Annotated in this window: 28 protein-coding genes; 15 read left to right on the top strand and 13 right to left on the bottom strand. The window is 76.1% G+C overall.

Features of this window, described 5'->3' with window-relative positions:
• Positions 1-38: 38 nt before the first annotated feature.
• Complete coding sequence (locus ACRYM0_RS07710) at positions 39-521, bottom strand: CarD family transcriptional regulator (RefSeq protein ID WP_167581000.1); 483 nt, start codon at positions 519-521, stop codon at positions 39-41.
• 281 nt (positions 522-802) lie between these two features.
• On the opposite strand from ACRYM0_RS07710, the gene ACRYM0_RS07715 reads away from it, so the two are divergent.
• A complete protein-coding gene (locus ACRYM0_RS07715; protein ID WP_432503712.1) occupies positions 803-1453 on the top strand; it encodes a hypothetical protein in 651 nt (216 codons plus the stop codon).
• 71 nt (positions 1454-1524) lie between these two features.
• Here the strand turns inward: ACRYM0_RS07715 and ACRYM0_RS07720 are convergent, their stop codons facing one another.
• A complete protein-coding gene (locus tag ACRYM0_RS07720; RefSeq protein WP_166610668.1) occupies positions 1525-2205 on the bottom strand; it encodes a winged helix-turn-helix domain-containing protein in 681 nt (226 codons plus the stop codon).
• A complete protein-coding gene (locus ACRYM0_RS07725; RefSeq protein ID WP_432503715.1) occupies positions 2202-3494 on the bottom strand; it encodes a sensor histidine kinase in 1293 nt (430 codons plus the stop codon). The genes ACRYM0_RS07720 and ACRYM0_RS07725 overlap by 4 nt, the downstream gene beginning before the upstream one ends.
• A 179-nt stretch (positions 3495-3673) precedes the next feature.
• On the opposite strand from ACRYM0_RS07725, the gene phoU reads away from it, so the two are divergent.
• Together phoU and ACRYM0_RS07735 are read left to right on the top strand one after the other, a co-directional pair.
• Positions 3674-4348 carry a phosphate signaling complex protein PhoU gene (gene phoU, locus ACRYM0_RS07730; RefSeq protein ID WP_432503717.1) on the top strand — a complete coding sequence of 225 codons (675 nt, stop codon included), beginning with the start codon at positions 3674-3676 and terminating at the stop codon, positions 4346-4348.
• A 56-nt stretch (positions 4349-4404) separates the two neighbouring features.
• The gene (locus ACRYM0_RS07735) at positions 4405-5094 is read left to right on the top strand and encodes a hypothetical protein (protein ID WP_432503719.1); all 690 of its coding nucleotides are present in this window, start codon (positions 4405-4407) and stop codon (positions 5092-5094) included.
• Between the two features lie 9 nt (positions 5095-5103).
• Here the strand turns inward: ACRYM0_RS07735 and ACRYM0_RS07740 are convergent, their stop codons facing one another.
• Entirely contained in the window at positions 5104-5856 is a 753-nt protein-coding gene (locus ACRYM0_RS07740; RefSeq protein ID WP_432503722.1) for a phosphoglyceromutase, read from the bottom strand.
• A gap of 78 nt (positions 5857-5934) precedes the next feature.
• Entirely contained in the window at positions 5935-7173 is a 1239-nt protein-coding gene (gene mshA / locus ACRYM0_RS07745; protein ID WP_432503766.1) for a D-inositol-3-phosphate glycosyltransferase, read from the bottom strand.
• 107 nt (positions 7174-7280) lie between these two features.
• Here mshA and ACRYM0_RS07750 point away from each other — a divergent pair, with 107 nt between their 5' ends.
• Together ACRYM0_RS07750 and ACRYM0_RS07755 are read left to right on the top strand one after the other, a co-directional pair.
• Positions 7281-8186: a class I SAM-dependent methyltransferase gene (locus tag ACRYM0_RS07750; protein WP_432503725.1), complete on the top strand. Its 906-nt coding sequence runs from the start codon at positions 7281-7283 to the stop codon at positions 8184-8186.
• Positions 8183-9280 carry a LacI family DNA-binding transcriptional regulator gene (locus ACRYM0_RS07755; protein ID WP_432503727.1) on the top strand — a complete coding sequence of 366 codons (1098 nt, stop codon included), beginning with the start codon at positions 8183-8185 and terminating at the stop codon, positions 9278-9280. The genes ACRYM0_RS07750 and ACRYM0_RS07755 overlap by 4 nt, the downstream gene beginning before the upstream one ends.
• Here ACRYM0_RS07755 and dtd read toward each other — a convergent pair.
• Positions 9243-9668, bottom strand: a complete 426-nt coding sequence (gene dtd / locus ACRYM0_RS07760; RefSeq protein WP_432503728.1) for a D-aminoacyl-tRNA deacylase — start codon at positions 9666-9668, stop codon at positions 9243-9245. The genes ACRYM0_RS07755 and dtd overlap by 38 nt on opposite strands.
• Before the next feature lie 94 nt (positions 9669-9762).
• Here dtd and ACRYM0_RS07765 point away from each other — a divergent pair, with 94 nt between their 5' ends.
• Positions 9763-10089 (top strand): hypothetical protein, encoded by a 327-nt coding sequence (locus ACRYM0_RS07765; RefSeq protein WP_432503730.1) that lies wholly within the window; start codon positions 9763-9765, stop codon positions 10087-10089.
• Here ACRYM0_RS07765 and ACRYM0_RS07770 read toward each other — a convergent pair.
• Positions 10074-10430: a DUF2516 family protein gene (locus tag ACRYM0_RS07770; RefSeq protein WP_432503732.1), complete on the bottom strand. Its 357-nt coding sequence runs from the start codon at positions 10428-10430 to the stop codon at positions 10074-10076. The two genes, ACRYM0_RS07765 and ACRYM0_RS07770, sit on opposite strands and share 16 nt — an antisense overlap.
• 48 nt (positions 10431-10478) lie before the next feature.
• Positions 10479-12143, bottom strand: a complete 1665-nt coding sequence (locus tag ACRYM0_RS07775; protein ID WP_432503734.1) for an FUSC family protein — start codon at positions 12141-12143, stop codon at positions 10479-10481.
• A 63-nt stretch (positions 12144-12206) separates the two neighbouring features.
• Between ACRYM0_RS07775 and ACRYM0_RS07780 the strand changes: the two genes are divergently transcribed.
• Complete coding sequence (locus ACRYM0_RS07780) at positions 12207-12722, top strand: MarR family winged helix-turn-helix transcriptional regulator (protein WP_432503736.1); 516 nt, start codon at positions 12207-12209, stop codon at positions 12720-12722.
• Between the two features lie 54 nt (positions 12723-12776).
• Here the strand turns inward: ACRYM0_RS07780 and ACRYM0_RS07785 are convergent, their stop codons facing one another.
• From ACRYM0_RS07785 to ACRYM0_RS07805, 5 genes are all read right to left on the bottom strand, one after another.
• Entirely contained in the window at positions 12777-13370 is a 594-nt protein-coding gene (locus tag ACRYM0_RS07785) for an RsiG family protein (protein ID WP_432503738.1), read from the bottom strand.
• Positions 13371-13487: 117 nt separating this feature from the next.
• Complete coding sequence (gene ygfZ / locus ACRYM0_RS07790) at positions 13488-14594, bottom strand: CAF17-like 4Fe-4S cluster assembly/insertion protein YgfZ (RefSeq protein ID WP_432503740.1); 1107 nt, start codon at positions 14592-14594, stop codon at positions 13488-13490.
• On the bottom strand, positions 14591-15019 hold the full coding sequence (locus ACRYM0_RS07795; RefSeq protein WP_432503742.1) for a Fur family transcriptional regulator: 429 nt from the start codon (positions 15017-15019) through the stop codon (positions 14591-14593). Before ACRYM0_RS07795 ends, ygfZ begins: the two co-directional genes overlap by 4 nt.
• A gap of 29 nt (positions 15020-15048) precedes the next feature.
• A complete protein-coding gene (locus ACRYM0_RS07800; protein ID WP_432503744.1) occupies positions 15049-15597 on the bottom strand; it encodes a nitrobindin family protein in 549 nt (182 codons plus the stop codon).
• Between the two features lie 213 nt (positions 15598-15810).
• On the bottom strand, positions 15811-16596 hold the full coding sequence (locus ACRYM0_RS07805; protein WP_432503747.1) for a hypothetical protein: 786 nt from the start codon (positions 16594-16596) through the stop codon (positions 15811-15813).
• Between the two features lie 144 nt (positions 16597-16740).
• Between ACRYM0_RS07805 and ACRYM0_RS07810 the strand changes: the two genes are divergently transcribed.
• From ACRYM0_RS07810 to pstB, 8 genes are all read left to right on the top strand, one after another.
• Entirely contained in the window at positions 16741-17538 is a 798-nt protein-coding gene (locus ACRYM0_RS07810; protein ID WP_432503749.1) for a winged helix-turn-helix transcriptional regulator, read from the top strand.
• 14 nt (positions 17539-17552) lie between these two features.
• Entirely contained in the window at positions 17553-18464 is a 912-nt protein-coding gene (gene mshD, locus ACRYM0_RS07815; protein ID WP_432503751.1) for a mycothiol synthase, read from the top strand.
• A 130-nt stretch (positions 18465-18594) separates the two neighbouring features.
• A complete protein-coding gene (locus ACRYM0_RS07820) occupies positions 18595-20763 on the top strand; it encodes an RNA degradosome polyphosphate kinase (RefSeq protein ID WP_432503753.1) in 2169 nt (722 codons plus the stop codon).
• Positions 20760-21728 (top strand): NUDIX hydrolase, encoded by a 969-nt coding sequence (locus ACRYM0_RS07825; RefSeq protein WP_432503755.1) that lies wholly within the window; start codon positions 20760-20762, stop codon positions 21726-21728. The genes ACRYM0_RS07820 and ACRYM0_RS07825 overlap by 4 nt, the downstream gene beginning before the upstream one ends.
• Before the next feature lie 268 nt (positions 21729-21996).
• On the top strand, positions 21997-23103 hold the full coding sequence (gene pstS / locus ACRYM0_RS07830; RefSeq protein WP_432503756.1) for a phosphate ABC transporter substrate-binding protein PstS: 1107 nt from the start codon (positions 21997-21999) through the stop codon (positions 23101-23103).
• A gap of 166 nt (positions 23104-23269) precedes the next feature.
• Entirely contained in the window at positions 23270-24178 is a 909-nt protein-coding gene (pstC, locus tag ACRYM0_RS07835; RefSeq protein WP_432503768.1) for a phosphate ABC transporter permease subunit PstC, read from the top strand.
• The gene (gene pstA, locus ACRYM0_RS07840) at positions 24175-25257 is read left to right on the top strand and encodes a phosphate ABC transporter permease PstA (RefSeq protein WP_432503758.1); all 1083 of its coding nucleotides are present in this window, start codon (positions 24175-24177) and stop codon (positions 25255-25257) included. The genes pstC and pstA overlap by 4 nt, the downstream gene beginning before the upstream one ends.
• Before the next feature lie 46 nt (positions 25258-25303).
• Positions 25304-26083 (top strand): phosphate ABC transporter ATP-binding protein PstB, encoded by a 780-nt coding sequence (pstB, locus tag ACRYM0_RS07845; RefSeq protein WP_432503760.1) that lies wholly within the window; start codon positions 25304-25306, stop codon positions 26081-26083.
• Positions 26084-26135: the final 52 nt, after the last annotated feature.

The following is a 26135-nucleotide window of genomic DNA, read 5'->3' on the forward strand; positions in this document are numbered from 1 at the left end:
TTCGCCCCGGCCGGCGGCCGGGACGACGAGCGCGCAGCTCAGGAGGCCAGGACCTCGTCCAGGAGGGACTCGGCCTTGTCCTCGTTCGTGTTCTCCGCCAGGGCCAGCTCGGAGACGAGGATCTGGCGCGCCTTCGCCAGCATCCGCTTCTCCCCCGCGGACAGGCCGCGGTCCTGGTCCCGTCGCCAGAGGTCGCGGACGACCTCCGCCACCTTGATGACGTCGCCGGAGGCGAGCTTCTCGAGGTTGGCCTTGTAGCGGCGCGACCAGTTGGTCGGCTCCTCGGCGTAGGCCGTGCGCAGGACCGAGAACACCCGGTCCAGGCCCTCGCGGCCGACCACGTCGCGGACGCCGACGAGGTCGACGTTCTCGGCGGGGACCTCGATGGTCAGGTCGCCCTGGGCGACCTTGAGGACGAGGTAGAGCTTCTCCTCGCCCTTGATGGTGCGGGTCTTGATCTCCTCGATCAGTGCGGCCCCGTGATGGGGGTAGACGACCGTTTCGCCGACCGTGAAAGCCATAGAAAGTGACCCCTTTCCCTAGCTCAACCTTACCACGGCGAGCGAGCCCCGAACACCCCTCGTGACCGCGTTTGCGCAGGTCAGAGGCTCGCTCGGGCCTCCAGCACCCCTTGACACGACAGGATCGGCGTGCTTCACGCGCGCACGCCCGCCCGCCGGGAGCACCGCCGGGACCCACCGCGCACCGGGTCCGGGCGGGCTGGACCGGGCGGCGGGACGGGGACACCCCGAGGACACCCGGCACCCGGGTGGGCGGCTACGACTGCCGGTAGTCTGAACGCGTGAAGCTCCGCCAGCGCTCCGCCGTCGCCCTCGTCACCGTCGCGAGCACCCTGGGTGTCGCGGGGTGCTCGACCTTCTCCCCCGCGGTCGTCCTGCGCCCCTACGACCCCAGCGACGGCAAGAACGCCACCGTGGCCGACGTGCAGGTGCGCAACGCCCTCGTCGTCGCGAGCGCCCTGGACGAGCCCGGCGTGGTGTCGGTGACCCTGGTGAACTCCTCGATCGAGGAGGCCTCGGTGACCGTCTCCGCGGACGTGGACGCCGCCGGCGTGGACGCGGCCCAGGCGCCGTCCCAGACCTTCGTGATCCCCGCCGGGCAGCTCGTGCAGATCGGCGCACCGGCCGCCGTCGCGACCGCCTCGCCGGCGGCCACCGCCGACGGGCCCGACGAGCAGCAGCCCGCGTGGATGCAGATCCCCCAGGTGCCCGTCCACGCCGGCGAGACCCTGCCCCTGACGTTCCAGTCCGCCGGGGAGACCATCGAGGTCGAGGCGCCGGTGCTGCTGCCGTGCTTCGCGTACGCGCCCCTGACCCCCACCGCCGCACCGGACCCCGGCGCGGAGACCGCGGCTTCCGCGGACGTCGAGTGCGGGCCCGAGCTCGGCGAGGAGGGCCTCATCGGCCAGGGCGGCGAGGGCGCCGCGCACTGAGCCCACCGCCCGCGGCGGTCGGCCGACGCCGTGGGCCGGGCCGCCCGGCCCGGCCCGGCCCACGGGGACGCTCAGCCCTCGAACTTGTAGCCCAGGCCGCGCACCGTCACCAGGTGGCGGGGGTTGGAGGGGTCCGGCTCGATCTTCGCGCGCAGCCGCTTGACGTGGACGTCGAGCGTCTTGGTGTCACCCACGTAGTCCGAGCCCCACACCCGGTCGATGAGCTGCACCCGGGTCAGCACCCGCCCGGCGTTGCGCAGCAGCATCTCCAGCAGCTCGAACTCCTTCAGCGGCAGGGGGACCTGCTCGCCGCGGACCGTGACCACGTGGCGGTCCACGTCCATGCGGACCCCTCCCGCCTCCACCGTGGTCTGCACCAGTTCCTCCGGCTCGGCCCCGCGGCGCAGCACCGCGCGCACCCGGGCCAGCAGCTCCCGGGAGGAGTACGGCTTCGTGACGTAGTCGTCGGCGCCGATCTCCAGGCCCACGACCTTGTCGATCTCGGAGTCCTTGGCCGTCAGCATGATGACCGGCACGCTCGAGCGGGTGCGCAACTGCCGGCACACCTCGGTCCCCGGGATCCCCGGGAGCATGAGGTCCAGCAGCACCAGGTCGGCGCCGGCCCTGTCGAACTCCTCCAGCGCGGCCGGCCCGGTGTCGCTGACCGCGACGTCGTACCCCTCCCGCCGCAGCAGGTAGGACAACGGGTCGGAGAACGACTCCTCGTCCTCGACCACCAGGATGCGCGTCACGGTCGAACCTCCAGGGGTGAATCCTCCGGGGACTGCCCCGGGGGTCGTCGGGAAGGACCCGCGGGGCCGCGAGGCGCCCGCCGCGGGAGATCGGGGGGTGCGGCACCGGCGGGCTCGGACGGCTCGTCCACCACGGGCCGCGGCGCCTCCGGCAGCCGCAGCGTGAAGGTCGACCCCTCCCCCTCGACGCTCCACACGCGCACCTCGCCGCCGTGCTTGCCGGCGACGTGCTTGACGATCGACAGCCCCAGGCCCGTTCCCCCGGTCAGGCGGGAACGGGCCGGGTCGACGCGGTAGAAGCGCTCGAAGATCCGGTCCAGGTCGGCCGGGCTGATGCCCACGCCGCGGTCGGAGACCGCGATGTCCACGGCCGCGCTGACGGCGGCCTCGTCGCCCTGCGGCGGCCGGACGCGACGGACCTCCACCACGACGCGGCTGCGCTCCGGGGAGTAGGCCAGCGCGTTGTGCACCAGGTTGCGCAGGGCGGTCACCAGCAGCTCGCGGTCCCCCTTGACCAGAACGCCGCGCTCACCGGCGACCACGACCTCCGACTCGCGCTGCTGCGCCACGGAGACGCTGCGGTCGGCGGCCTCGGCGACGAGCGCGTCCACCTCCAGCACGGTGGCCTCGACGACGTTCTCCGCCGCCTGCAGGCGCGACAGGTCGATGATCTCCTGCACCAGCTGGGTCAGCCGCTTGGACTCCCGGCGCATCCGGCGGGCGAAGTGGCGCACCGCCTCGGGGTCGTCGGCGGCGTCCTCCACCGCCTCGGACAGCAGCGACAGCGCGCCCACCGGCGTCTTCAGCTCGTGGCTGACGTTGGCGACGAAGTCGCGGCGCACGGCCTCCACCCGCCGCGACTCGGTGCGGTCCTCCAGCAGGAGCAGCACGTGGCGCGGCCCCAGCGGCGAGACGCGGGCCAGCACGACGGCCGGCGGGCGACCCAGACCGGGGGCCAGCTCGACCTCCACCTCGCGCACCCGGCCGTCGCGGCGGCAGGCGCGGACCATCTCCCGCAGCTGGGCGTCGGTCAGCTCCCGCCCGGCCACGACACCGGCGGCGTACGAGGCGGCGCTGGCCTTGACGACCTCGTCGGTGGCGTCCAGCACCACCGCGGAGGACCGCAGCGCCATCAGCACGTCGCTCACCCCGGGCGGCACGCCCGGCTGCTCCAGCGGCGGCACCTCGGGACGCTGCAGCCGGTCGGAGACGCGGAAGGCGAGCACGCCGGCCGCGCCGGCCAGGACACCGGCAGCAGCGGCGATGCTGCTCGAGATGTCGCCGACCACGTCACCAGCCTAAGGTTCCGCCCGTGCACTCCCCGCACCGCGCGGTTCCCGCAGCCCCGCGGCGCCAGAAGTTCACACCCGGGGTGGCGTGCGTTCACCCCGGCCTGGGAACCTGGGGCCCAGGTGGACGGCGAAGCACCGGCACCCGCGTCCCGCCCGCAGCCCGAGGAGAATCACCCGTGCGCAACGTCTACCACGACGAACTGGTCCACCTCGTCGACACCCTGGTGGAGATGACGAACCTGGCGCGCTCGGCCATGTCCCGCGCCACCACCGCCCTGCTCGACGCCGACCGGGAGCTCGCCGAGAGCGTCATCACCGCCGACCAGCGGATCGACTCCCTCCAGCAGGACCTCGAGGAGCGCTCGCTGCAGCTGCTGGCGCGCCAGCAGCCGGTGGCGACCGACCTGCGCGTCGTGGTCACCGCGCTGCGCATGAGCACCAGCCTGGAGCGCATGGGCGACCTGGCCCGGCACGTCGCCAAGCTGGCCCGGCTGCGCCACCCCGAGCCCGTCGTGCCGCCGGAGTACCGCTCCACCGTGCTGCAGATGGCCCAGGTCGCCGAGCGGATCGTCACCAAGGCCGGCAGTGTCATCGCCTCGCGCGACGTCGAGCTCGCCGCCGAGCTGGAGACGGACGACGACGAGATGGACCGCTTGCACCGCAGCGTGTTCGAGCTGCTGATGTCCCGCAGCACGGAGCAGCCCACCGAGGTGGCGGTCGACCTGACGCTGTGCAGCCGCTACTACGAGCGCTTCGCCGACCACGCCGTCTCCGTCGCCAAGAACGTGACCTTCCTGGTCACCGGTTCCCACAGCGGCCACGAGCCGCACGGCCTCCCGCTCGTCGGCTGAGGCGCGGGGCCGTCACCGCCACGCCGGCCGGCGCGCGCCGGTGTAGCGTCGCGCTCGTGGACTCGTGGCGGTGCCGGCCCCGCGCAGCGCGGGTGGTCGTCACCGCGGCAGCCGCGCTCGTGCTGCTGGCCGGCTGCTCCGGCGACGACGAGGTGATCACCCCGGCTCCCACGACGACGACCGTGGAGCCGACCTCGTCCCCGTCCGCGAGCACGAGCACCCCGCAGCGCAGCGACCCCGCGTTCGACTGCCCGGCGGTGCGCGCCGCGCAGGACGAGCTGGACAGCGCCTTCACCGCGGAGCTGGAACGGCTCGACGTGCCGCGCGGCGACCCCCGGGCGCAGTCGGTCTACGCCCTGGTCACCACCGAGGAGGGACCGGCGTACTACGCCGCCGTGCTGGCGGCCGCCCCCGCCGAGCTGAGCGGGGACGCCCAGCTGGTCCTGGACTACTACCAGCGGCTGGCGCGGGCCGCGGGCGACCTGGACCCCGGCACGGGGTCGAGCGCCGACCTCACGACCGCGATGGCCGCGCTGGACGAGGCCACCGCCGCCGTCGACGGCTCCGCCGCGGGGACCGACGTCGTGGCCGCCCAGGAGAGGCTCCAGAGCGCCGTGGAGCGCTCCTGCAGCGGGGACGCGGACTCCCCGACCGCCACGGCGACCGGTTCCGCGGACCGGACGGTTCCGCCCGCCGCCTCGCCGGCGGCGCCGGTCACGACGTCGGGCGCCGCGACCGGCGCGTGAGCGCCGGGCTCAGCGCCCCTGGCTGGCGACCGCCTGCACCGCGGCGGCCGCGGCGTCGGGGTCGAGGTACTCGCCACCGCGCACCACCGGCTGGAGCTCCGCGTCCAGGCGGTACACCAGCGGGATGCCCGTGGGGATGTTCAGCCCGGCGATGTCGGTGTCGGAGATGCCGTCCAGGTGCTTGACCAGGGCGCGCAGCGAGTTGCCGTGCGCGGCGACCAGCACGACCCCGCCCGAGCGGAGGTCCGGGACGACCTGCTCGTGCCAGTACGGCAGCATCCGCCGCACGACGTCGGCCAGGCACTCGGTGCGCGGCATGTCGTCGCCGAGGCCGGCGTAGCGCGGGTCGCCGTCCTGGGAGAACTCCGAGCCGAGCTCGATCGGCGGCGGCGGCACGTCGAAGGAACGCCGCCACAGCATGAACTGCTCCTCGCCGAACTCCGCGAGGGTCTGCTTCTTGTCCTTGCCCTGCAGCGCGCCGTAGTGGCGCTCGTTGAGGCGCCAGGAGCGGCGCACGTCGATCCAGTGCCGCTCGGCGGCGTCCAGCGCCAGGTGGGCTGTGGTGATCGCGCGGCGCAGCAGCGAGGTGTGCACGACGTCCGGCAGCACCCCGGCCTCGGCCATCAGGCGCCCGCCCCGGGCGGCCTCGGCGCGGCCCTTCTCCGACAGGGGCACGTCCACCCAGCCGGTGAACAGGTTCCTGGCGTTCCACTCGCTCTCGCCGTGCCGCAACAGGACGAGGGTGTGCGCCGCTTCGCTCATGGCCGCAACCCTACCGAGGACCGCCGGTCGCCCCCACCGGCGGCGGGTCCACCCGGGCCGTCCCCGGGGGAGCGCACCTCAGCGCTCCCCCGCCCGGCGGGCGGCCAGCGCCCCCCGGTACAGCTCCAGCGTCGCCTCGGCCGTGCGGTCCCAGCCGAAGCCCCGCGCCCGCTGCGCGGCCCGACGGCCCAGCGCCGCGCGCCGGGCGGGGTCGTCGAGCAGGTCGCGCAGGGCGCGCGCCCACACGCCCGGGTCGTGCGAGTCCACCAGCACCCCCGACTCGCCGTCCGCCACGGCGGTGCGCAGCCCGCCCACCGCAGCCGCCGCCACGGGTGTCGCGCACGCCTGGGCCTCCAGGGCCACCAGGCCGAAGGACTCGTTGTGGGAGGGCACCACGACGACGTCGGCGGCGCGGTAGTGCTCGGCCAGCCGGTCGCGCGGCTCCGGCGGGCGCACCTGCACCACGTCCGCCAGGCCCCGCGCGCGCACCAGGTCGGTCAGCGCGTGCGGGTGCGCCGTGCCGGAGCCGCTGGGTCCGCCCAGCACGAGCACGCGCAGCCGCGAGCGGCGCTGCGGCTGCTCGCGCAGCAGCAGGGCGACGGCCTCCACGAGCACGTCCGGGGCCTTCAGCGGCTGCAGCCTGCCCACGAACAGCAGCAGCTCCGCCTCCGGGGGCAGGCCGAGCCGGGCGCGCGCCGCCGCCCGGCCCCCGTCCGGCGAGAACGTCGCCAGGTCCACGCCCGGGGGGACCACCGCCACCCGGGCGGGGTCGGCGCCGTACAGCTGCACCAGCTCGTCGCGCTCGGCGGGGGTGTTGGCGACCAGGCGGTCGGCGGCCGCCACCACCTGCTCCTCGCCGATCACGCGGCCCGTCGGCTCCGGCGCGTCCCCGGACGCCAGGTGCGCGTTCTTCACCTTCGCCATCGTGTGCATGGAGTGCACCAGCGGCACGTCCCAGCGGTCGGCGGCCAGCCACCCCACCTGCCCGGACAGCCAGTAGTGCGAGTGCACGAGGTCGTAGTGGCCCTCGGTGCGCCGCGCGCCCGTGCGCAGCATCCCGGCCGTGAAGGCGCACAGCTGACCGGGCAGGTCGTCCTTGCCCAGGCCCTCGTAGGGGCCGGCGGGCACGTGCCGCACCGTCACCCCGTCGGCGGCGGTCACCAGCGGCGGCTGCTCGGAGGAGGTGCGCCGGGTGAACACCTCCACCTCGACGCCGCGCCGCGCCAGCTGCCGGGACAGCTCCAGCACGTACACGTTCATGCCGCCGGCGTCGCCGGTGCCCGGCTGCTCCACCGGTGAGGTGTGCACCGACACCATCGCCACCCGCGACACCCCCGCCGCGCTCTGCGCACCCACCGTTCGCTCCTGCCGCCCCTCGCTGGTCCTCGTCCTGCCGCACCGCCCCGGGTGGCTACCGTCGGACGGTGCCCCCCTGGAACGGCGACCGCGCCCCGGCACGGTCCGGCGAGCAGTCTGCCCGGCGTCCCGTGGGGACCGTCACGCGCGGCACCACCGGCCCCGACCGCCTGCGGCGCGTGGAGCGGTGGCTGGCCGGCACCCAGGCCCGCCGGCTGCGCCGGGCCGCCGACCCGCTGGTCGTCGACCTCGGCTACGGCGCCCGCCCCGTGACGGTGACCGACCTGCAGCGCTGGCTGCGCCGGGTGCGCCCCGACGTCCGTGTGGTGGGCCTGGAGGTCTCGCCCGAACGGGTGGCGGCGGCCCGCGCCGCCCTGGCGGGGGTGGCCGGTGCGCCCGAGTTCGCCGTGGGCGGCTTCGAGCTGGCCGTGCCCGGCGGCGGGGACCCGGTGCTGGTGCGCGCCTTCAACGTGCTGCGCCAGTACGACGAGGCCGAGGTGGCCGCCGCCTGGGAGCTGCTGCGCTCGCGCCTGGCACCCGGCGGCCTCGTGGTGGAGGGCACCTGCGACGAGCTGGGGCGGCGAAGCGCCTGGGTCGCGCTGGACGCCCGCGGTCCGCTCTCCCTGACGATCTCGCTGCGCCTGGGTGGGCTGGCGCAGCCGTCCGCCGTGGCCGAGCGGCTGCCCAAGGCGCTCATCCACCGCAACGTGCCCGGTGAGGGCGTGCACGACCTGCTGCGCGCCGCGGACGACGCCTGGGCGCGCGCGGCGCCGGAGGGCACGTTCGGCGCGCGCCAGCGGTGGCTGGCCACCTGCCGCGCGCTGAGCCGGGACTGGCCGGTGCTGGACGGGCCGGCGCGCTGGCGGCTCGGCGAGCTGACCGTGGCGTGGGAGGCGGTGGCGCCCGGCGCCCGGCGCGGCGCCGGTGCACCGGTCGGGCATGATCCTGCGGACGGCACCGGGACCCGGAGGTGAGCGTGGACGGATCGCCGCCCGGCGGGGCGCGCCCCACGATCCGCGACATCGCGCGGCTGGCGGGGGTGTCCAAGGCGTCGGTCTCCTACGCCCTCAACGACCTCCCCGGCGTGTCGGCGGCCACCCGCGAGCGGGTCCTGGGCGCCGCCCGCGAGCTCGGCTGGCGCCCCAGCGCGGCCGCCCGCTCGCTGTCCCGCGCCCGGGCGCACGCCGTGGGGCTGGCCGTGGCACGCGACGTGGAGCTGCTGGGCGAGGAGCCCTACTACATGCGCCTGGTGGCCGGCATGGAGGGCGTGCTGGCCACCGAGTCGGTGTCGCTGCTGATGACGGTGGTGCCCGACGTGGACGCGGCGGTGGACGTGCTGCGCCGGTGGTGGCAGGAGCGGCGGGTGGACGGCGTGGTGCTCACCGACCTGCTCGTGGACGACCCCCGGCTGGCGCTGGTCACCGGGCTGGGCGTGCCGAGCGTGGTGCGCGGCGGCACGGGCGAGGACCTGCCGGGGGTCGCGGAGGGCGCCACCACCGTGGCGGTGTCGGTGGAGGAGGAGCGCGAGCCGCTCGCGCAGGTCGTCGGGCACCTGCTGGCGCGCGGTCACCGGCGGCTGGCGCGCGTCAGCGGGCCGCCGCAGTTCCGGCACACCCGCCGCCGCGACCGGGCCTGGCGGGAGGTCACCGCCGCGGCCCTGGGGGCGGCGCAGGAGGTCGTGGCCGCCGACTACACCGCGCGGGGGGGCCTGCAGGCGACCCGGGAGCTGCTGGCGCGCCCGGAGCCGCCCACCGCGGTGCTGTACGACAACGACGTGATGGCCGCCACGGTGGTGGCCGAGCGGCGCTCCCTGGGGGTGCGGGTGCCCGGGGACCTGGCCGTGGTGGCCGGGGAGGACTCCATCCTGTGCCGGCTGGCCGGTCCGGCCATCACCGCGCTGCGCCGCGACGTCGTGGCCGACGGGGCGGCGACCGCCCGCCTGCTGCTGGACCAGCTGGCGGGCCGGGCACCGGGCCCGCTGCACCTGGAGCCGCGCGAGCTGGTCGTGCGGGCCAGCTCGGGGGCGCGCCTCACACCTCCAGCAGCAGGGTCGTCGGCCCGTCGTTGACCAGCTCGACGGCCATGTCCGCGCCGAAGCGGCCGGTGGCCACCTCCACGCCCTGAGCGCGCAGCGCGTCGGCGACGGCGGCGACCAGGGGCTCGGCGACCTGCGCCGGCGCGGCCGCCGACCAGCTGGGGCGCCGGCCCCTGCGGGTGTCGCCGTAGAGGGTGAACTGGCTGACGAGCAGCACCCCCGCCCCGGTCTCCAGCACGGAACGCTCCTCCCGCAGCACCCGCAGCTGGGCGATCTTGCGGGCGGTGCGCTCGGCCTGCTCCGGCCCGTCGTCGTGGGTGACGCCCAGCAGGACGAGCAGCCCGGGGCCGCCCAGGGCGCCGACCTCCTCGCCGTCGACGGTGACCCGGGCCCGGCTGACGCGCTGCACGACCGCTCTCACGGGAGCAGCGTGTCGCACCGCCACCCGGGTGAACGGACGGGGTGCGCCCGGTGGACCGGGAGCGTCGTGCGGGTTGCGCGCCTACGATCGGGCGGTGCTCGACGTCCCCGTGGTCATCCCCCTGACGCTGCTCGCCCTGGGCGTGGGGGTGCTGGGCTGCCTGGTGCGGCCGCGCTGGGACGTCGCGGTCCTGACGGGGCTGCTCAGCGCGGTGTGGAGCCGGGTGAACGGCCCGGTGGAGGGACGCGTCCTGCACACGTTCAGCTACAGCCGGGGGTTCACCGAGGCGGACGTCCTCTCGGTGCTCGCGCTCCTGGTGGTGGGGTCGGCGCTGCTGCGCTGCGCCCTGCGCGGCGCGCGGCGCTCCCCCGGCGGGAGCGGGCGGGGGGCGACCCCCGCGGGGGCTCACCAGGGGCCGTAGGGCCCCTGGCCGCGGTCGTCGCGGCGCGGACCGCGCCGGCCGCCGAACTGCCGCACGGCCGGGCGCACGTCGGCCATGTACACCGCGGCGGCGACCACGGCGACGATGCCCAGCAGGCCCGGCAGGCCCGCGGCGGAGATGGGCGGCAGGGACACGAAGCCGATCGCCGCGGCGACGGCGAGGATCGCGACCCAGAAGGTCTTGGTCCGCTTGCCGGCGGCGGTGAAGGCGCCGGCGGGGCGGCGCAGGGCGTCGACCAGGGCCCAGGCCGTGAGGGCGAACGCCGCGAAGGCGATCACGAGGAGCACGCCGATCTGCACGGTGCCGACGAGGGAGGTCACGCAGGTCCTACGGTCGGCGGGCCCGCCGGGTTCCCCGCGCGGGCGTCCTCAGGCCCCGGCGCCCAGGAGTTCACCCAGGCGGCGGTAACCGTCCCGCTCGGCCCGCTGGACCCGCTCCGGGTCGACGGTGGCGGTGGGGCCGGTGGCGGCTCCGGCGCGGGCGCCCCAGGAGTCGTCGGCGAGCAGGTCGTGCGCGTCGCGCAGGACGGCCAGGTCGTGCCGCAGCGCCGCGGCGTCGCCGGCCGCGCTGGAGCGGGCGACGGCGCCGAGCGCGCGTTCCAGGTGGGTGCGGGCGTGGCGGTTGCGCACGGCGAGGGCGGCGACCACCCCGATGGCGACGCCCAGCAGGGTGTCGAGGACGCGGTCGCCGGCCAGGCTCTCGAGCGGGGTCGCGGTCGAGCCGAGCCGCGTCAGCAGCAGCGACAGCGCCGTGATGGGCACGGTGCCCAGGGCGAGGTTGCGGGGCATGAGCAGCTCGACGAGGAACATGCACGCGACGGTGCTCGCCCACAGCGAGGCGTCGCCGGTGGCGAGCGGCACGAGGAGCGCGGCGAGCACCAGCCCGGCGAGGGTGCCCAGGGAGCGCTGCACCGCGCGGCGGGTGGTGACGCCCAGCGACGGGGACTGCAGCGCGGCCGCCGCGGCGACCGCGGCCCAGTAGGTGTGCCCCAGGCCCGCAGCGGCGGCGAGCACGGCGCTGACGGCGCAGGCCGCACCCACGCGCAGGGCGGGTGCGTGCAGGACGGAGGCCGGCCGCAGCGCGTCGGCGATCGCCCGCAGCCGCCCGTCGCCGGTGGCGCCGTGCCCCAGGACCTCCGCGAGCGCGCCCGCACGGGCGGGCACGGGCGGCAGGGGACCGCGTCCGCGCAGCGCGGACAGGGCGGCGCGGGCGGCGTCGACGTCGGCGGCGAGGACCCGCCGGCGGGGCGCCGGGACGGTGCCCGCGGTGGGGGCGGGGCCGGCGGCCGCGTGCAGCAGGCGCTCGGCGTGCGCGAGCCAGCGGGCGGGGCCGGTGGGGTCGCCCGCCGTGCGCGCGGCACCGGGGGCCAGCACGTCCCACGCCCGGTGCACGGCGAGGGCGGCCGCGCCGTGCGCGGCGGGGTCGTGCACGGCCGCGAGGACGGCGCCCAGCGCCCGGGCGACGGCGTCGCGCTCGGGGCCGTCGGGGCGGCGCAGGCCCGGGGCGGCGGACACGGCCGCCGCGAACGCGGCGCAGGCGAGGGCGACGAGGACGACGGCGGGCAGGTCGGCGGCGGTGAGGGGGGTGTGCGCGAGGGTGCCGGCGGCGAAGACGGGCATGAGCCCGCCGGGCGGGCCGGTGCGCACGGCGTCGCTGAGCAGCTTGGCCAGCAGGGCCACCACGGCGACGACGAGCGCGGGCACGACCTCGGCGCCCCAGCCGCCGACCGGCAGGGCCCGCCCGGCGATCCCGGCGAGGGCACCGGCGAGCAGCGCGGCGCTCATGACCACGCCGGCGGCCGCCTGGGTGCGCCACCGCCGCGCGTACGGCTCGGCGCGGCCGTACACCCCGGCCATCGCCCCGAAGGTGGCGGGGGCGGCGAGCAGCGGCGTGCCGGCGGCGAGCACGAGGGCCAGCGGGACGGCGGTCCACACCAGGGCGGCGCAGGCGTCCGCCCAGGGGGTGGGACCCGGCGCCAGGCGCCCCCAACCGCGCACGGAGCGGGCGAGGTGCAGGAGGGCGGCGGTGGGCACACCAGGATCTTAGCGGGTGTTTCACCCGTGAAGCACTTCGGCGCGGACGGCTACCCTTGCCGGGTGAGCGACCCCCTCCCCGATCCGCCGGCCGGTCCCGGCCCGGACCCCGTCGACCGGGCCCGCGCCGAGTGGGCGGCGGTGCACCCGCAGCTCGACACCAGCCCCATGGCCGTCTCCGGCCGGCTGCGCCTGGCCGCGGCGGCCGTCGGCCGCGCCGCCGACGAGGTCGTGCGCGAGGAGGGGCTGACCCGCGCGGAGTTCGACGTGCTGTGCGCGCTGCGGCGCAGCCGGCGGCCGCTGACGCCGACGGGGGTCAGCGCCGCCACGCTCGCCTCCGGGGCGGCCACGACCAAGCGGCTGGAGCACCTGACGGCCCGCGGCCTGCTCGAACGCACCCCCGACCCCCGCGACGGCCGGGTCAGCCGCCTGGCCCTGACCCCGGGCGGCACCGCCCTCGTGGACCGGCTGCTGCCCTCCGTGCTGGACGCCGAGCGCCGCGCCACGGCCGCCCTGGACCCGCGTGCGCAGGAGGTCCTGGCCGCCCACCTGCGCACGCTGCTGGCCGCCCGGGGGTGAGCGGGACCGGGGGCGCGGCGGAGGCGGTGCGTCCCCGGGGTCAGCGCCCCCGGGTCAGCGCGCGCCGGGCAGCGCGTCCTCCACGGTGGCGACGCCCTCGCGGTAGCGGCGGGTGATCTCCTCGGTGCAGGCGTCCATGGCCTCCTGCACGCGGTGCCGGTCGGCCGACAGCTCCCCCTCCAGCTCCAGCAGCCGCTCGCGGGCCGCGGCGAGCTGGTCGTCGTCCATGGCGGCCAGGTCCGACAGGCGCGGGTCGGCGACGGCGGCCTCGGCGCGGCGGCGGTGCTCGCCCACGCGGCTGGGCTGCACGGTGGTGTGCCGGCCCATGCCGTGGTCGATGCGCCGGGGGTCGGCCAGCACGTCGGTGAGCCGGGCCACCAGTTCCGCGTCGCTGCGCGCGGCCGGCACGTCCGTGCCGCCGTCGACGTCGGAGCGCTGCTGCAGCTCGGCCCCCAGCAGGTCCAGGCGCCCCTGCAGCAGGCGACGCGCGTAGGAGAGGTCCGCCTCCTCCTGCTCGGCCAGCGAACGGCGCTCGCGCAGCTCGTCCAGGTCGATGGTGCGCAGGTCCGCCAGGAACTCGGGGGCCAGCACGCGGTCGAGCGCCCGCCGTCCGCCCCGCTGGTACCCGCTGACGTGCTCGTCGTCCATGTCGGCCTCCGCTCCCCGATCCGGATGATCGCTCTGAGCGACCAGCGCGCGACTGCGCGTGCGCATCTTGAGGATAGGCCCACGCCGCCGCCCGGGGGGGGCGGACCGCGGGACGGCTCACGGGGCGACGACGACCTCCTGCGCGGCGGCCAGGGGTCGCGGGGCGTCCCCGGCGGCGGAACCGGCCACGGCCAGCAGCGGCGCGTCCACCGGCACCGAGCGCTTGAGGACGGCCAGCGCCACCGGGCCCAGCTCGTGGTGGCGGGCGGCGGTCGTCACGCGCCCGACCGCGCGCTCGGGGCCGTCGGCGAGCACGACGTCGTCGCCGTGCGCGGGCAGGTCGTGCGTGGAGCCGTCCAGGTGCAGCAGCACCAGCCGGCGCGGCGGGCGCCCCAGGTTGTGCACCTTGGCGACGGTCTCCTGCCCGCGGTAGCAGCCCTTGTGCAGGTGCACGGCGGTGCGCAGCCAGTCCAGCTCGTGCGGGATGGAGCGCTCGTCGGTCTCCAGGCCCAGGCGCGGGCGCCACGCCTCCACGCGCAGCGCCTCGCTCGCCCAGGTGCCGGCCGGGCGGCGCCCGGCGGCGCGGGCGGCCAGCTCGCCGCGCGGCACGAGCACCTCGCGCCAGGGCCGCTCGGCGCCCGGGTGCAGGGGGGTGGGCACGGCGGCGTAGCTGGCGGTGTCGGCGGCGCCGCCCTCGTTGGCGGGCACCGGGCCGGGCCAGGGGTCCACCCACACGGGCCCGGCCGCGGCGGCGGGCTCGCGGCTGGGCTCACCGAGCACGGCCCACTCGGCGGTGACGTCCTCGACCTCCACGCGCAGCGTGAAGCGCATCTTCAGCAGCCAGGAGACCAGCGGTTCGCGCTCGCCGGGCTCGACGGTGATCCAGGTGGCGTCCCCGTCGTCGAGCAGGTGCAGGTCGTGCTCGACGCGGCCGGTCGGGGAGAGCACGAGGCTCTCGGTGCTGGTGCCCGCGGGCAGCCCGGCCAGCGCCTGGCTGGTGGTGCTGTGCAGCCAGCTGAGCCGGTCGGGGCCGGTCAGGCGCACGACGCCGCGGTGGGACAGGTCCACGAAGGCCTCACCGCGCACGAGGGCGCGCTGCTCGGCCACCGGGTCGCCGTAGTGCCAGGCGACACCGGCGTCGGGGCCCTCGGCGGCCACCGCGCCGGGCAGGTCCAGCAGGGGCGAGCGCCGGGCGGGGGCGGCTGCGGGGGTGGGGGTGCTCACGACGCCTCCGTCGGGTCGGTGGGGTGGGCGGCGCGGCAGGCGGCGCAGCGCCCGCGCAGCGCCAGGTGGGTCACGTCCGCGGCGAAGCCGGTGCGGTGCAGCAGGTCGCTGGCCAGGCCGGCGGCCGCCTGCGCGGGCGCCTCGGCCACGCCGCCGCAGGCCTCGCAGACCAGGTGCAGGTGCCCGCCGTGCTCGACGGGGTGGAAGGACTCGGCGCGCCGCTCCAGCGCCGTGCGGGCGAGCAGCCCCAGCTCCTCCAGCAGGGCCAGCGCCCGGTACACGGTGGAGGCGTCGACGGCGGGAGCACCGGCCTCGGCGCGCAGGGCGGCGACGACGTCCTCGGGCGTGGCGTGCCCCAGGCGGCGCACGACGGCCAGGACGCGCTGGCGCTGGGGCGTCAGGCGCAGCCCGCGGGCGTGCAGCACCTCGCCGAGCGGGGTGGGCGTCCCGGCCGTCAGGGCACCCGCTTGAGCCGGGCCGAGGCGTAGCTGCGCATCGGGTGGCCGTCGAGGGCGACGTCGAGGGCCCAGAGCAGGTCGCCCTCCACGAGCCCGTACACGCGCGTGGCGGCGGTGTACTCGTGGGCGGTGGTCGTGCGGGCCACCACGTCGGTGGACAGGTCGATGCGCGGGCCGGTGGCCGTGCCGACGAGGACCTCCACGACGCCGGTGGGGTGCGCGAGCAGCACCTCCAGCTCCACCGGGCGCGGTCCGTCGGCGGGCGCCGGGGCGGCCGGGTCCAGCGGCTGCGGGCGCCAGTAGCCGGTCTCGACGTCGAGGGGGTCGGTGGTGCGCCCCTCCTCGTCCAGGGCCCACGTGGTGGAGGTGTAGCTCAGGAAGTCGCGACCGTCGTGGGAGAACTCCACGACCTGCCCGAAGCGGGTGTCCTCACCGCGCGCGGGGTGGCCGAGCACGCCGGCGCCCTCCCAGCGGCCCAGCAGCCAGGACAGCGGGACCAGCGGCAGGGGCGTGTCGGTGCGCAGGGGGACGGGAGCGCCTGCCACGGGTCAGCGCTGACCCTTGAACAGGCGGTACACCACGAAGCCGGCGAACCACGCGATCACGATGCTGACCACGATCAGCAGGACGAGGAAGAACACTTCGAGGGCGTGCACGTGGCGAGCCTAACCCTCGCCGCACCGCGCGGGGCCGCCGACGTGGGCGGCCTCACGCCCGGCGCCGCGCGGACGGGCCCGGGGCGGGGCCCGCGCGGGCGGTCACAGCAGCAGCAGGCGCCCCACCAGGTAGGCGCCGCCGCCGGCGAGGCAGACCGGGGCGGCCGCCACCGCGAACGCCGCCGGCAGCGTGCCGGCGGCCGGCAGGCGCGCCGAGTGCGCGCGCCAGGCGGCGACCGCCACCCCCGCGCCGGCGCCGGCGACCAGGCCCGCCACGGCCCAGCGGGCGGGCGGGACGATCCCGGCGCCGCCCAGGGCCACGCTCGCCGAGCCGGCCAGCCAGCCGGCCAGGGCTCCCGCCCCGACGGCGACCGGCCCGGCCACGCGCAGCGGCCAGCTCGTGGCGCAGACCGCGGCGGCGGCGCAGACCGCGACCAGCACGACGGGGGCCAGCGGCGCCCCGGCGTACGTGGCGGGCACCGCGCTCCAGCAGGCGGCCAGGACGCCGAGCGCCTGGCCGGTGACGGTGCCGCTGACCGACTCCACGAGCCGCGGGCGGCCGTCGCGGCGGGCCAGCTGGTGCACGAAGGCGGCCAGCAGGGCCAGGGCCGCGACGGCGGGCACCCCGGCCAGGGGGCCCGCCCCCAGCGCGTCCCGGTCGGCGCTCACCACCGCGGTGCCGGTGGCGACGGCTCCCAGGCCGGCGAGCGCGACGACCGCGGTCGTGCCGCGCGGGGAGGGCAGGCTCAGCAGGGCCGGCCAGCCCACCGCCACCAGCGCCACCAGCAGGACCAGGGCCAGGGCCAGTGCGAAGGGTCCGGCGAAGGCGGCCAGCGCGACGAGGACGGCCAGGGCCAGGGTGGTCGTCGCCGTCGCCGCAGGTGTCACGGCGCGATCCTCCCGCACGCGCCGCCGCGGTGGACGCGCGGTGGGGGCGCGGCGGGCGCGGAGCCGGGCTGGCGGCCGTTAAGCTGCCGGCTCGGCGGGTCGCCCGGGCGGCCCGATCGCACGGACGGGAGGGCGAGACCGCGGGTGGCCCAGATCCTCGTGCTGACCAACGCGCTGACCCCCTCGACCGACGTGCTGCCGGCGCTGGGGCTGCTGCCGCACAGCGTCCGCGTCCTGCCGGCGGAGGCCTCGGTGCTGGTGGACGGCCCCGCCGGGGACGCCGTCCTGGTCGACGGCCGGCGCGAGCTGGCCGCGGCCCGCTCCCTGTGCCGGGTGCTGCGGGCCACGGGGCTGACGCAACCCCTGCTGCTGGTGCTCACCGAGGGCGGCATGGCCGCGGTCGCCGCCGACTGGGGCGCCGACGACGTGCTGCTGGACACGTGCGGCCCCGCGGAGCTGGACGCGCGGTTGCGCCTGGCCGCCGGGCGCAACCGCCTCGCCGCGACGGAGGAGGCGCCCGACGGCGGCGCCGGGGAGATCCGCGCGGGTGACGTCGTCATCGACGAGACCGCCTACTCCGCGCGGGTGCGCGGGCGCCAGCTGGACCTGACCTACAAGGAGTTCGAGCTGCTCAAGCACCTCGCGCAGCACCCCGGGCGGGTCTTCACCCGCGCGCAGCTGCTGCAGGAGGTGTGGGGCTACGACTACTTCGGGGGCACCCGCACCGTCGACGTCCACGTGCGGCGGCTGCGCGCCAAGCTGGGCGCCGAGCACGAGGGGGCCATCGGCACGGTGCGCAACGTGGGTTACCGGTTCGTCTCCAGCGGCCGCGAGGACGGGGGCGCGCTGGACGCGGCGACCCTCGACGAGGCGTCCGGCCCGCTCGACGAGCAGGAGAGCGGCGGGGCGGGCGCCCTGCCCGGCGCACCGCGGAACGGGTGAGCGGGGCGAGCGGGGTGAGCGCCACGGTCGTGGCCGGCGCCCTGGCGCCGGAGGTCCGCGAGGAGGTGCGACGGCTGGCTGACGCGGCGTCGGCGGCCGACGGCTCGGACGCCCTGAGCGAGGACGCGCTGCTGCGCGCGCGCACGGGCGCCGACGGGGTGCGCCACGTCCTGCTGCGCGCGCCCCGTACGGGTTCGGGCGAGTCCGCCCCGGTGGGGTACGCGCAACTGGCCGACGCCGGCGCGGAGCTGGCCGGCGAGCTGCTCGTGCACCCGGACGCGCGCGGTCGCGGTCACGGGCGCGCCCTGCTGGGCCTGGTGCGCGAGCTGGCGGCGGGGCGGCGGGTGCTGCTGTGGGCCCACGGCGACTCCCCCGCCGCGGCGGCGCTGGCGGCGGGGGCCGGGTGGGTGCGCACCCGCGAGCTGCTGCGCCTGCACCGCCCGGTCGCGGGCCTGGCGGAGCTGGCCGAGCCGGCGCTGCCGGCGGGCGTGGTGGTGCGCCCGTTCGTGCCGGGCGCCGACGACGAGGCGTGGACGGCCCTGAACGCCGCGGCCTTCGCGGCGCACCCCGAGCAGGGGCGCTGGAGCGTGCACGACCTGCGGCTGCGCCTGGCGGAGCCGTGGTTCGACCCGTCGGTGTTCCTGCTGGCGCAGGGGGGCGAGGGGCTGCTGGGGTTCTGCTGGATGAAGGTCCAGCCGCACGCCTCGGAGCTGTACGTGCTGGGGGTGCACCCGGCGGCCGCGGGCCGCGGGCTGGGGCGGGCGCTGCTGGTGCGCGGGCTGCGCGCGGTGGCCGGCCCGGGCGCGCCCGGCGAGGTGGAGCTGTACGTGGACGGCGACAACGTCCCCGCGGTGCGGCTGTACGAGGGCCTGGGGTTCGCGCGGGCCGCCGTGGACGTGCAGTACGCGAGCGCACCGGCGCCCTGAGCGCCGTCCCGGGGCCGCCGGAGCGCCTCGTCCACCGGCCGTCCACCGGGGCGCCACCCCCTCGTCACCGCCGGTGCGGGCACCGCGCCCGCGCCGGGGACGAGCCCCGTCCCGGTGGCAGGATGGGGACATGACGGCGACGACCCGGGCCGGTTCTGCCGCCCCGCTCCCTGCGATCCCCCGCTCCGACGACCCCGTGGAGCTCCCCGAGGACCGCTTCGCCGACCGGGAGGTCTCCTGGCTGGCGTTCAACGAGCGCGTGCTGGAGATGGCGGAGGACCCCAGCACCCACCTGCTGGAGCGGGCGCGGTTCCTGTCCATCTTCGCCAACAACCTCGACGAGTTCTTCATGGTCCGGGTGGCGGGGCTCAAGCGCCGCATCGCCACGGGCCTGGCCGTCACCGCGGCCAGCGGCCTGGAGCCGCGCGAGGTGCTGGACGCGATCTCCGCGCGCGCCCACGAGCTGACCGAGCGCCACGCGAACGCCTTCCTGGAGGGCGTGCGCCCGGCGCTGGCCGAGGCCGGCATCACGATCGTGCGCTGGGACGAGCTGTCGACCAACGAGCAGGTGCGCCTGCACGGCTTCTTCCGCGACCAGGTGTTCCCGGTGCTGACGCCCCTGGCGGTGGACCCCGCGCACCCGTTCCCGTACATCTCGGGGCTGTCGCTGAACCTGGCGGTGGTGGTGCGCAACCCCACCACCGACAAGGAGCACTTCGCGCGGGTGAAGGTGCCGCCGCTGCTGCCGCGGTTCGTGGCGGTGGCGCAGGCGGACGGCGACGACGCGCGCTCGGCGCGGTTCGTGCCCCTGGAGGACGTCATCTCCGTGCACCTGGACCAGCTGTTCCCGGGCATGGAGGTCGTGCAGCACCACACGTTCCGCGTCACCCGCAACGAGGACCTCGAGGTCGAGGAGGACGACGCGGAGAACCTCCTGCAGGCGCTGGAGAAGGAGCTGCTGCGCCGCCGCTTCGGGCCGCCGGTGCGCCTGGAGGTCGCCTCGGACATCGACCCCACCGTGCGCGACCTGCTGGTGCGCGAGCTGGGCGTGGCCGAGCAGGAGGTGTACGAGCTGCCGGAGCCGCTGGACCTGCGCGGGCTGGGCGACATCGCCGACATCGACCGCCCGGAGCTGAAGTACCCGAAGTTCGTGGCGCGCACGCACCGCGACCTGACGGACGGCGCCGAGACCGCCAAGCCCTCGGACGTGTTCGGCGCGATCCGCAACCGCGACGTCCTGCTGCACCACCCGTACGACTCGTTCTCCACGAGCGTGCAGGCGTTCCTGGAGCAGGCGGCCTCCGACCCGCGCGTGCTGGCCATCAAGCAGACCCTGTACCGCACCTCGGGGGACTCCCCCATCGTCGACGCGCTCATCGACGCGGCCGAGGCCGGCAAGCAGGTGCTGGCCCTGGTGGAGATCAAGGCGCGCTTCGACGAGCAGGCGAACATCACGTGGGCGCGCAAGCTGGAGCAGGCCGGCGTGCACGTGGTGTACGGCCTGGTGGGGCTGAAGACCCACGCGAAGCTGAGCCTGGTGGTGCGCCAGGAGTCCGGCGGCCTGCGCCGCTACTGCCACGTGGGCACGGGCAACTACAACCCCAAGACCGCCCGGCTGTACGAGGACCTGGGCCTGTTGACCGACGACCCGCAGGTGGGCGAGGACCTGACGCGGTTGTTCAACCAGCTGTCGGGGTACGCGCCGAAGACCGCCTACAAGCGCCTGCTGGTGGCGCCGCGCTCGCTGCGCACCGGGCTGGTGGACCGCGTGGACCGCGAGATCGACAACCACCGCCAGGGCCTGCCCGCGGGCGTGCGGATCAAGGTGAACTCCATCGTCGACGAGGCGCTGATCGACGCGCTGTACCGCGCCTCCCGGGCGGGGGTGCCGGTGGACGTGGTGGTGCGCGGCATCTGCGCGCTGAAGCCGGGCGTGCCGGGGCTGAGCGAGAACATCCGGGTGCGCAGCATCCTGGGCCGCTTCCTGGAGCACAGCCGCATCTTCTGGTTCGCCTCCGGCGGCGACCCGGTGGTGATGATCGGCAGCGCGGACATGATGCACCGCAACCTGGACCGGCGCGTGGAGGCCGTGGTGCGCCTGACCGACCCGCGCCACGTGCGGGAGGTCTCGCAGCTGCTGGACGCGTGCATGAGCGAGACCACCGCCTCGTGGCACCTGGACGCGGACGGGGCGTGGACGCGCCACCACCTGGACGCCGAGGGCCGCCCGCTGACGGACCTGCAGGAGCACATCATCGCGACCCGCCCCGGGCGCCGGCCCTCCGCGCGGCGCCGGTGACACCGCCCGCCGCCGGTACCGCCGCCCCCGCCGACGTGGAGGCGGCGGGGTGCGTGGTCGTGCGCCGCTCCCGCGGCGGAGAACCGCAGGTGCTGCTGGTGCACCGGCCGGCCACGCACCGCCACGGCCGGGACTGGTCCTGGCCCAAGGGCAAGCTGGAGGACGGCGAGCCGCACGCGGTGGCCGCGGTGCGCGAGACGCTGGAGGAGACCGGCTGCCGGGTGCAGCTGACCCGGCCGCTGCCGCAGCTGAAGTACCGCGTGGCGGACGGGCGCCGCAAGCGGGTGCGCTACTGGCTGGCGTTCACCGCTCCCGGTGAGCAGGCGGGCACGCCCTCGCCGGAGGAGGTGGACGAGGTCCGCTGGTGCAGCGGCGCGGAGGCCCGTGAGCTGCTGACGTACCCGCACGACGTGCGGGTGCTGGACGCCGCCCTGGCCGCGGCCCGGGTGCGCACGTGGCCGCTGGTGGTGCTGCGCCACGCCAAGGCGGTGGCGCGGGCCCGCTGGACGGGCCCGGAGGACTCCACCCGACCCCTGCTGGACCGGGGCCACGAGCAGGCGCACGCGCTGGCGCCGCTGCTGGCCTGCTTCGACGTGCGCGAGGCGGTGACCTCGCCGTGGGCGCGCTGCGTGCAGACGCTGCTGCCCGCGGCGGACACGGCCTCGTGGCGCGTGCGCGAGGACGAGGCGCTCAGCGAGGACGGCTTCGTGGCCGACCCGTCGGGGGCCGACGCGGTGGTGACCGGGGTGCTGGCCGGCGGGCGCGGGGCGGTGCTGTGCTCGCACCGCCCGGTGCTGCCGGCGGTGCAGCAGCGGCTCGCGGACCTGGCGCAGGACGCGGACGACCGGGCGCTGCTGCTGGGCAAGCTCGCCAAGGGCGAGTTCGCCGTGGCGCACGTGAGCGGCCGCGGCGCGGAGGCGCGCGTGGTGGCGGTGGAGCGCCACCAGCCGGTCGTCGGGAGCTGACCGGGGCGCTCACGGGGGGCGCGCCCGGGCTCCGGGGGCCGGTCTCGACCGGGGGTGGTGTGGCAGTGACGCGCTGTGACACCCTTCACTCGTTCACCCAGCCGTCAGCGTCGCGTCCCGCGCCCGCCGCCGACCGGCCCGCTCCGGTTAACCCGGCGTTCACTGTCGCCGGGGTATCACGTCACCTCGGATGCTTACCGTCTTCGCACGTCAGACCCCGGCCGGCGCTGCCCCGCGCCCGCCCGTCGAGCGAAAGCGAGCCTCATCCGTGAACCGCAGGACCTTCCGCCGTGCCGCCGTCCCGGCCGCCCTCGCCCTCACCCTGGGCCTCGCCGCCTGCAGCGGGAGCAACGAGACGACCACCACCGGCGGCGAGGGAGCGAACGCCTCGGACCTCAGCGGCAGCATCGCCGGCGCCGGCGCCAGCACCCAGACCGCCGCGCAGCAGGCCTGGGCCGCCGGCTTCAACGCCACGAACCCCGACGTCACGGTGAACTACGACCCGGTCGGCTCCGGCGCGGGCCGCGAGCAGTTCCTCACCGGCGGCGTGCCGTTCGCCGGCTCCGACGCCTACCTCGACGAGGAGGAGCTGACCGCCTCCGAGGAGCGCTGCGCCGGAGGCAACGCCATCGACCTGCCGGTCTACGTCTCCCCCATCGCCGTGGCCTACAACCTGCCCGGCGTGGAGAACCTGCAGCTGTCGCCCACCGTCCTGGCGAACATCTTCAACGGCACCATCACCACCTGGAACGACCCGGCGATCGCCGCCGACAACCCGGGCGTGACCCTGCCGGCCACCACGGTGAACCCGGTGCACCGCTCCGACGACTCGGGCACCACCGAGAACTTCACCGACTACCTGCACGCCACCGCCCCCGAGGCGTGGACCACCGAGGCCGACGGCGAGTGGCCGCTGCAGACCGGCGAGGCCGCCCAGGGCACCTCCGGCGTGGTGCAGGCCATCGGCGCCGGCGAGGGCTCCATCGGCTACGCCGACGAGAGCCAGGTCGCCGCCAGCGCCCTGCAGACCGCCTCCCTGAAGGTCGGCGAGAGCTGGGTCGCCCCCAGCGCCGAGGCCGCCGCCACCGCGCTGGACTCCTCCAGCCGCGTCGAGGGCCGCCCCGAGGGCGACATCGCCATCGAGATCGACCGCACCACCACCGCGGACGGGGCCTACCCTCTGTTCATCGTCTCCTACGCGATCGCCTGCACCGCGTACGAGGACGCCACCCAGGGCGAGCTCGTCAAGGCGTACCTGACCTACGTCACCAGCGAGGAGGGCCAGCAGGCCGCGGCGGACAACGCCGGGTCCGCCCCCATCTCGGAGACGCTGCGCGAGGACATCACCACGTCGCTCGACATGATCGGCGCCTGAGCCCGATCCTCGACCGCAGAGGGGCGGACGGCCGGCACGGCCGTCCGCCCCTTCCCGCACCAGGCGCGGCCCGCACCGCGCACCGCCCCCGCACCAGGAGGACCCCCGGGTGAGCACCCCGACGCAGCAGCCGACCCGAGACCCCGGACCGGACGGCAGAGGCAGCATCGCCACCGGCACCACCCGCAAGGGCGACGCCGTCTTCAAGGGCACCTCCACGGGCGCCGGCGTGATCATCCTGCTCGTCCTGGCGGGTGTCGCGGCCTTCCTGATCGGGCAGTCCATCCCGGCTCTGACGGCCTCGCCCGAGGACCTGCCGGAGGGGCAGACGGTCACCGCGTACGTGTGGCCGCTGCTGTTCGGCACCGTCCTGGCCGCACTCATCGCACTGCTGGTGGCCACCCCGATCGCCGTGGGGATCGGCCTGTTCATCTCGCACTTCGCGCCGCGCCGCGCCGCGCAGACCCTGGGCTACCTCGTCGACCTGCTCGCCGCGGTGCCGAGCATCGTCTACGGCATCTGGGGCGCCGTGGTCCTGTCCGCGTGGCTGGTGCCGATCTACCAGTGGCTGGAGCGCAACGCCGGCTTCCTGCCCTTCTTCGAGGGGCCGGCCCTGCCCTCGGGCCGCACGATGCTCACCGCCGGTCTGGTGCTGGCCGTGATGATCCTGCCGATCATCACCGCCCTGTCGCGCGACGTCTTCCTGCAGACGCCGCGGCTGCACGAGGAGGCCGCCCTGGCCCTGGGCGCCACCCGCTGGGAGATGATCCGGTACGCCGTCATCCCCTACGGCCGCTCCGGCGTCGTCAGCGCCGCGATGCTCGGCCTGGGCCGCGCGCTCGGCGAGACGATGGCGGTGGCGCTGGTGCTCTCCGGCGCCCGCATCGTCACGTTCGACCTCATCGGCGCCGCCAACCCGCTGACGATCGCCGCCAACATCGCGCTGGCGTTCCCCGAGTCCTCGGGCCTGACCACGAACACCCTCATCGCCAGCGGCCTGGCCCTGTTCGTCATCACCTTCCTGGTGAACTTCGCCGCCCGCTGGATCGTCTCGCGCTCCGGAGCCAAGGCATGACCACCACCACCGGCAAGTCCCCCCGCGAGGGGCTGATGTCCGTCGACCTGCCGCTGACGAAGGCCGCCCTGCCCGGCTGGACGCCGTGGGCCCTGCTGGCCGCCTCCGCCGTGATCGCCACGGCGGTCCTGCTGCCCGGCGGCACCTCGATCGCAGCCGTCGCGGTCCTGACGGCGATCGTGCACCTGGTCCTGACCGGCGTCGTCTCCGGCGCCAAGGAGGGCAGCCGCAAGGCCAAGGACCGCCTCGTCACCGCCCTGGTGACGATCGCCTTCCTGCTGGCGATGGTGCCGCTGGTCTCCGTCGTGTGGACGGTCGTGTCCAACGGCCTCACCCGCTTCGACGCGACCTTCTTCACCTGGTCGATGCAGGGCGTCGTCGGTGAGGGCGGCGGGGCGCTGCACGCCATCTGGGGCACGATCATCGTCACCCTCGTGGCGACAGTCATCTCCGTGCCGATCGGCCTGCTCACGGCCGTCTACCTGGTGGAGTACGGCGGGAAGTCCGCCCTGGCGCGCGCCATCACCTTCCTCGTCGACGTCATGACGGGCATCCCGTCCATCGTCGCCGGCCTGTTCGTGGCGGCCCTGTTCGTGCTCCTCATGGGCCCCGGCACGAAGCTGGGCATCATGGGTTCCATCGCCCTGGCCGTCCTGATGATCCCCGTGGTGGTCCGCTCCACCGAGGAGATGCTCAAGCTCGTCCCCAACGACCTGCGCGAGGCGGCGTACGCCCTGGGCGTGCCGAAGTGGCGCACGATCATCAAGGTCGTCCTGCGCACCAGCATCTCGGGCATCGCCACCGGCATCACGCTGGCCGTGGCTCGCGTGGCCGGCGAGACCGCCCCCCTGCTGGTGACGGTCGGCACGACGGTCGCGACGAACTTCAACCCGTTCGAGGGCCGCATGGCCACGCTGCCGGTGTACGCCTACTACAGCTACACCCAGCCCGGCGTGCCGCCGCAGCCCGGGATCGACCGCGCCTGGACGGCGGCGCTGGTCCTCATCATCCTGGTGATGGCGCTGAACCTCGTCGCCCGGCTGATCTCCCGCTTCTTCTCCCCCAAGGCCGGTCGCTGAGCGGCCCCGCCGCCGCACCCCGACCCAGATCGACCAAGGAGCCGACGTGGCCAAGCTCATCGACGTGAGCGACCTGAACATCTACTACGGCGACTTCCTCGCCGTGGAAGCCGTCAACATGACCATCGAGCCGCGGGCCGTGACCGCGCTGATCGGCCCGTCCGGCTGCGGGAAGTCCACCTTCCTGCGCTCGCTGAACCGCATGCACGAGGTCATCCCGGGCGCCCGCGTCGAGGGCAAGGTCGTCATGGACGGCCAGGACCTCTACGACAAGGACGTCGACCCCGTCTCGGTGCGCCAGCACATCGGCATGGTCTTCCAGCGCCCCAACCCGTTCCCGACGATGTCCATCTACGAGAACGTCGCCGCCGGCGTGCGCCTGAACGCCAAGCGCATGAAGAAGAGCGACATGGACGACCTCGTGGAGTCCTCGCTGCGCGGCGCGAACCTCTGGACCGAGGTCAAGGACCGCCTCGACAAGCCCGGCATGGGCCTGTCCGGCGGTCAGCAGCAGCGCCTGTGCATCGCCCGGGCCATCGCGATCCGCCCCTCGGTGCTGCTGATGGACGAGCCGTGCTCGGCCCTGGACCCCATCTCCACCCTCGCCGTGGAGGACCTCATCGCCGAGCTCAAGAACGAGTACACGATCGTGATCGTGACCCACAACATGCAGCAGGCCGCCCGCGTGTCCGACCAGACCGGCTTCTTCAACCTGGCCGGCATCGGCAAGCCCGGCAAGCTCGTGGAGATCGACAGCACCTCGACGATCTTCTCCAACCCGTCGCAGAAGGCGACCGAGGACTACATCTCCGGCCGCTTCGGCTGACCCTCCGCCCCGCGGACGACGAGCGCCCGGTCACCTCCTGGGAGGTGACCGG

Origin of the sequence: Kineococcus arenarius subsp. arenarius, from assembly GCF_050871845.1 — a bacterium.
In the GTDB taxonomy this organism is placed as follows: domain Bacteria; phylum Actinomycetota; class Actinomycetes; order Actinomycetales; family Kineococcaceae; genus Kineococcus.

Bases quoted from the DNA above. Each gene is read 5' to 3' on its own strand.
- pstA (WP_432503758.1), top strand. From the start codon at position 24,175: ATGACCACCACCACCGGCAAGTCCCCCCGCGAGGGGCTGATGTCCGTC.
- ACRYM0_RS07785 (WP_432503738.1), bottom strand. From the start codon at position 13,370: ATGGACGACGAGCACGTCAGCGGGTACCAGCGGGGCGGACGGCGGGCG.
- ACRYM0_RS07820 (WP_432503753.1), top strand. From the start codon at position 18,595: ATGACGGCGACGACCCGGGCCGGTTCTGCCGCCCCGCTCCCTGCGATC.
- ACRYM0_RS07710 (WP_167581000.1), bottom strand. From the start codon at position 521: ATGGCTTTCACGGTCGGCGAAACGGTCGTCTACCCCCATCACGGGGCC.
- mshA (WP_432503766.1), bottom strand. From the start codon at position 7,173: ATGGTGTCGGTGCACACCTCACCGGTGGAGCAGCCGGGCACCGGCGAC.
- ACRYM0_RS07740 (WP_432503722.1), bottom strand. From the start codon at position 5,856: ATGAGCGAAGCGGCGCACACCCTCGTCCTGTTGCGGCACGGCGAGAGC.